General features: G+C 47.8%; 5 protein-coding genes and 1 tRNA gene. 2 read left to right on the top strand and 4 right to left on the bottom strand.

What is annotated here, in order from left to right; all coding sequences use genetic code 11:
* From ACMJ0U_RS02930 to ACMJ0U_RS02915, 4 genes are all read right to left on the bottom strand, one after another.
* Positions 1–939 (bottom strand): phage integrase SAM-like domain-containing protein (locus ACMJ0U_RS02930; RefSeq protein WP_417128056.1); only part of this gene is annotated, 939 nt, incomplete at its 3' end.
* Between the two features lie 120 nt (positions 940–1,059).
* A tRNA-Gly gene (locus tag ACMJ0U_RS02925) sits at positions 1,060–1,132 on the bottom strand.
* Positions 1,133–1,226: 94 nt separating this feature from the next.
* On the bottom strand, positions 1,227–2,549 hold the full coding sequence (locus ACMJ0U_RS02920; RefSeq protein ID WP_417128054.1) for a cobyrinate a,c-diamide synthase: 1,323 nt from the start codon (positions 2,547–2,549) through the stop codon (positions 1,227–1,229).
* A 4-nt stretch (positions 2,550–2,553) separates the two neighbouring features.
* Positions 2,554–4,221, bottom strand: coding sequence for a formate--tetrahydrofolate ligase (locus tag ACMJ0U_RS02915; RefSeq protein WP_417128053.1), 1,668 nt, complete (start codon positions 4,219–4,221; stop codon positions 2,554–2,556).
* Between the two features lie 89 nt (positions 4,222–4,310).
* On the opposite strand from ACMJ0U_RS02915, the gene ACMJ0U_RS02910 reads away from it, so the two are divergent.
* Positions 4,311–5,486, top strand: a complete 1,176-nt coding sequence (locus ACMJ0U_RS02910; protein ID WP_417128052.1) for an iron-containing alcohol dehydrogenase — start codon at positions 4,311–4,313, stop codon at positions 5,484–5,486.
* Between the two features lie 12 nt (positions 5,487–5,498).
* Positions 5,499–5,990, top strand: a complete 492-nt coding sequence (locus ACMJ0U_RS02905; protein ID WP_417128050.1) for a pyridoxamine 5'-phosphate oxidase family protein — start codon at positions 5,499–5,501, stop codon at positions 5,988–5,990.
* Positions 5,991–5,996 lie beyond the last annotated feature (6 nt).

Raw genomic sequence — 5,996 nt, 5'->3', positions numbered from 1 at the left:
CTTACTATCCAAAATCGGAAATAAATAGCCTTTGCCTGTTTTTGAATATTTCTCTATTATCCGCATGGCTTCCTGTGGTATTCCTATCTTTATTTGTTTTCCTGTTTTCTGACGGATATAGTGTAGTCTACCACTTTGAATGTTCTCATTTGTTAAATTAGCTATGTCTGTGAAATTGATTCCACCACATAAATAACTAAACACGAATATGTCTTTGCTCAATTCCATATACTGCTGCTTTCCAATTGGCTGCACCTCTGTTATAAATTTCAGTATGTCGGTTTTGGCAATAGCTCTTTTTTGAGTTGTGGTATTAAACTTGTTGATTTTATATTCATTAAAAGGATAATCAGAAGCTCGGGCACATTTGGCATTGATAGCTTTATTGTATGCACTCCGTAAGGTACGAAACAATAGACTGATAGTTGTTTCTTTATTTCCTTTGGAGCGTAACCACTTTTCATATTTAGTTAGCCACATGGTGTCTATATCACTAAATGGAATATCCAGTTTTCCTTTAGTAAAAGTTTTGATAGAATTCAAAGACCCTTTATATATGAGACGGTTTCCACATTTATTCTCACAAGCATATTGTTCAATTAAATTGCAATAAAACTCCTCTACTGTTTTCAATTTGAACGTGGCACAATCTTTATTCAGCAAGGTTGAAACGGTATAATCTTTCTGTTCGCAAGTTAGCTGTAACATGCGTTGCTGAAATTCCATCTGCTTATTGAGAATAATTTTCTGAATGTATTCCTTATTCGGACAACATGCTTTAAGTGTGTTTTTCTTAAAGTCCCAATATTTAGGATTTATTGATATTCCTAAACTTTGGTATTTCTTTTTACCGTTTTTACAAATGCGAAGCATTAAAGGGTGTTCGCCATTAGATAAAATCTTAGATGTGTAACATACGACATTTACAGTTGCATTCATCGTTTATTCTGGTTTAACTCTCAGTTTAACTCACATGGCTAAATCATAGGTAAAACCAACCTGTTACAAAATAAAAAAATCAGAAGCTTACATTAATATAAGCCTCTGATTATCAACGGGAGCGGCAAGCGGGACTCGAACCCGTGACCCTCAGCTTGGGAAGCTGATGCTCTACCAACTGAGCTACTGCCGCGACTTTGGTGATGCAAATATAGAACTTATTTTTTAGAATCGTTCGTTTTATTCGATTTTTTTCGCCCGAAAAATAGAAAAATTCCTTTTTATAGCTATTCCCAGAGCTTATACAGTCCGGTTTCCCCCCAATAGTGATGTACAGTGGTGGCGATACAGTTTTTATAGCGAAAGAAGAACGAACCCGAAACTTCTCCTCCTTTGACATGGCAGACAGGCGTTTGCAGTGAGAGAGCTTCTTCTGTAGGAATAATGTCAAAATAACGGTGCTCATATCCTTTTAGATACAAGTCACGATAGTGCGTCTGGCGGTATCCGCTGCACGGACGGTTGTCTTTCACAATGACCGAATAAGGCAGAATCCCTGCCATTTCGTAGGCTGTACCTCCGGGGCGTGCGGTCAGTGTTTGTCCCAACAAGGCCATTCCCCCTCCTTCTGCCAGCAGTTTCCCTCCTTTTTCTACGTACTCACGCAATTGTTCCATCAGGCGTTTCCGGCGGTGCAGCTGACGGGCAAACAATTCCGGATAGCCTCCTGGCAGATACACGATGTCCGCTTCGGGAAGTTCACTGCCATATACCGGACTGAAGCGCGTGATGTCTCCCTTTGTCTTGTCTATGCTCTGGCGATATGCGAAAGGAAAAGCCGGATCGGAAGCCAAAGCGATTCGCTGTTTGCGCTTGCCAGTCCACATATCTGTTTCCGTCTCGGAAATGTAGGGAAGCGAATAGGGACAAGGGAAAATACGGGTAGAAAGATTCAGCAGTTTGTCAATATCTACATGCTGTGCCAGTTCTTCTGCCACTTGATTGAGAAGCTGGTCGAGATTCTTTCTTACAGGCAGTGTGAGCGCCTGATGACGAGGTGGAAGACCTGTTTCCTCCAGATAAGGAAGATATCCCAGGCATTCCACCCCGGCCTCGGCACAGGTTTCGCGCAGGAAGCCGTATTGTGCAGCCGAAGTGATCTGGTTGAAAATCACTCCGGCTATTTTCAGTTCTGAATTGAAATGTTTGAAACCATATAGCATGGCAGCGGTGGAGTAACCCGCATTGCGTGCACTCACCACCATCACCACAGGAACTTTCATCAGTCGGGCTATCTCGGCGCTGCTTCCCTGCGTTTTCCGGAATCCGTCGAACAAACCGCCCCGTCCTTCTACCACACATACGTCAGCCTTTTCCCCATACCGGTTGTAGACGGTCTGCAGGTGGCTGCGTGAGGCCAGCCAGGTGTCCAGGCTTATCGGTTCACGGTCGGCAGCCAGCGCATGATAACGGAGGTCTGCCAGTTCAGGCCCGCATTTGAACGACTGCACACGCAGGTTGCGGTGACGCAACGCACGCATCAGCCCCAAGGCAACGAGGGTCTGCCCGCTTCCGGGCATCATGGCTCCGACAAGAAACTGTGGCTTCATCTGCTTATGACAATCCTTCTATTTCTCCGTTCACAATGTCAATGTGCAATGCCTGCGGTTCTTTCGGCAATCCCGGCATACGCATCATTTCACCAGCCACCACTACCAGCATTTCTGCACCGGCATTGATGACGATGTCACGCACGGCAAAGTTGAAGCCGGAAGCCACCCCGTAGAGTTTCGGGTCGGTAGAGAATGAATACTGAGTCTTGGCAATGCAGACTGGGAAGTTGGTGTATCCCAGGTCTTTTATCATCTGAATCTTCTTGCGGGCAGCCGGACCGAACAGCACTTGTTTGGCGCCATACAGTTCGCACGCAATCTTGGTGACTTTCTCTTCCACGGAGTCGGTTTCGTCGTAAGTGAAGGTCAACGGCTGTGACGGATTGTTTTCGATGGTGTTTACTACCAGGTTAGCCAGTTCGATGGCACCGTCTCCACCTTCCATAAACGCATTGTTGATGGCAAAGCCTACGCCCATTTCTTCACAGTGCTGACGTACGAAGTCAAGCTCCTCGTCGGTATCGTTGGCATAGCGGTTGAAAGCTACTACCACGGTCTGTCCGAATGACTGGAGGTTTTCAATGTGCTTGTCGAGGTTCTTCACACCTTCTTTCAGGCCTTCCATATTGGGTTCCTTGATTTTGTCTACATCTACCCCGCCGTGCATCTTCAGTCCCTGAGCCGTAGCCACGATGACAGTCAGTTTCGGTTGAAGCCCGGCTTTGCGGCATTTGATGTTGTAGAATTTCTCTGCCCCCAAGTCAGCACCGAATCCGGCTTCCGTCACTACATAGTCACCGAAGGTCATGGCCAGTTTGGTAGCCAGCACCGAGTTACATCCGTGTGCGATGTTGGCAAACGGACCGCCGTGTACGAAGGCTGGTGTATGTTCCGTGGTCTGTACCAGGTTGGGCGACAAGGCATCTTTCAGCAATACCGTAATCGCTCCCGCCACTCCTAAGTCTTTCACCGTGAAAGGTTTGTTTTCGATGGTGAATCCTAACAGAATGTTTTCGATGCGGCGGCGCAAATCGTTTTCATCCCTTGCCAGGCAAAGGATAGCCATGATTTCCGATGCCGGCGTGATGTCGAATCCAGACTCGCGGGTCACTCCGTTGGTCTTGCCTCCCAGGCCCGTTACGATGTAGCGCAGGCCACGGTCGTTCACGTCGAGCACACGGTTCCAGAGCACTTCTTTCATGGCAAAACCATTGTCTTTGTTCTGGTACATATAGTTGTCGAGCAAGGCTGTAATCATGTTGTGAGCCGAAGTGATGGCATGAAAGTCACCCGTAAAGTGCAGGTTGATTTTATCCATCGGGAGCACCTGTGCATAACCACCTCCGGCAGCTCCACCCTTCATGCCGAAGCAGGGACCGAGTGAGGGTTCGCGCAAGGCACAGAAAGCCTTCTTGCCGATTTTGTTCAGTCCCAGTGCCAGACCGATGGATACGGTAGTCTTCCCGATACCGGCCTTTGTCGGCGTGATGGCCGTTACCAGAATCAGGTTACTCTTTTTCACCTTCTCTTCATCAATCAGTGTTTCAGGAACTTTGGCAATGTAGCGTCCGTAATTGGAGATTTCTTCTACGGGGATGTCATACTCGCGGGCAATCTGCTTGATTTTGGTCAGCTCGATGCTGCGAGCTATTTCAATATCTGATTTCATAGGTTCAATTTTTTTATTGTGGCGCAAAGATACAAAGAAATTCCGTAACTTTGTCGTACTACACGTAAACCCTATAATTTATAATAGATATGAATAACTTCGCTTTTTACAGCCCTACCGAATTTGTGTTCGGAAAAGGTACGGAGAGCCAGACTGCCGAGCTGGTGAAGAAATACAAAGGCACGAAAGTGATGATTGTATACGGAGGAGGTTCCGTGGTGCGCAGCGGACTGCTCGACAAGGTGAAAAGATACCTTGACGAAGCAGGCATTGCTTATGTGGAACTGGGAGGTATCCAGCCTAACCCCACCGACCCGAAGGTGTACGAAGGTATTGAACTGGGACGTCGCGAAAAAATCGATTTCCTGCTTCCGGTGGGCGGCGGTTCGGTCATCGATACGGCCAAAGCCATTGCACTGGGTATCCCTTATGAAGGTGATTTCTGGGATTTCTATATAAATAAGGTAGTGCCTGAAAAAGCCATTCCGCTGGGTGTGGTACTCACTATTCCTGCGGCTGGAAGCGAGGGCTCCGGTAACACGGTCATCACGAAACTGGACGGACTGAAGAAATTGAGTGTCCGTACGCACGGACTGCTGCGTCCTACGTTTGCCGTGATGAATCCGGAACTGACCTATACCCTGCCCGCCTGGCAGACAGCTTGTGGGGTGACCGACATGATGGCACACATCATGGAGCGCTATTTCACCAATACGGAAGATCAGGAAGTGCCCGACCGCATGTGTGAGGGTACGCTCAAAGCCATTATCACGGAAGCCCTTCGGGTAATGAAGGAACCGGAAAACTACGGAGCCCGTGCCAACCTGATGTGGGCAGGTACCATCGCACACAACGGTACGTGCGGTGTGGGGGCCGTGGAGGATTGGGCTTCTCACTTTATGGAACACGAAATGAGTGCCGTGTATGACGTGACACACGGAGCCGGACTGGCTGTTATTTTCCCCGCCTGGCTTACCTATATGGCCAGCCATAACGTGGGCAAGGTGGCACAATATGCCCATCGTGTGTGGGACGTGCCGGAATCGGATGACAAGAAGGCTATGGCACTGGAAGGTGTAGCCCGTCTGAAATCCTTCTTCCACGCCATCGGTATGCCTGTCACCTTCAAGGAACTGGGTATCGAACATCCTGACATCGACCTGCTGGTGAAGAAACTGCATGAAAACAAGGGTGAATACGTAGGCAGCTATGTCCGTTTGGACGCGCAGGCTACCCGCGAAATTTATGAACTGGCCAATCAATAAAGAACGACTATTATGGAATATACAAACCAGGACGTGCGCCGGCAAGACCGTCTGCTCGATGAAGCACGTGCATTTGAGATATTAAAAGAAGGGGAATTTGGTATCCTTTCCATGCGTACAGAAGAGGGAGATGGTGCGTACGGCATCCCGTTGAATTATGTATGGGACCGTGGCAACTCCATTTATATCCATTGTGCACCGGTAGGACACAAGTTACGCTGCATTGATGCCTGCCCCCACGTGTCTTTTTGTGTTACTGGTCGCAGCAAGGTTATTCCCGACAAGTTTACTACAGGTTATGAAAGCATCGTACTGCAATGTACGGCACACCACAGCCTGCACGAAGCAGAACGGATGTCTGCCCTCTCTCTGCTGATTTCCAAATATTGTCCGGATTACAAGATGCAGGGCATCGAGTATGCCAACAAGTCTTTCCACCGTACGGAGATTATCCGCCTGGATATTCAGAAAGTCAGTGGTAAGTGTAAAAATATGGGATTTTAATCCTGA

This window comes from Phocaeicola sp. (assembly GCF_048170425.1).
Classification (GTDB): Bacteria; Bacteroidota; Bacteroidia; order Bacteroidales; family Bacteroidaceae; genus Phocaeicola.
Note: the sequence above shows the minus strand (reverse complement) of the source record. Positions and strands in the feature narration are given on the sequence as shown.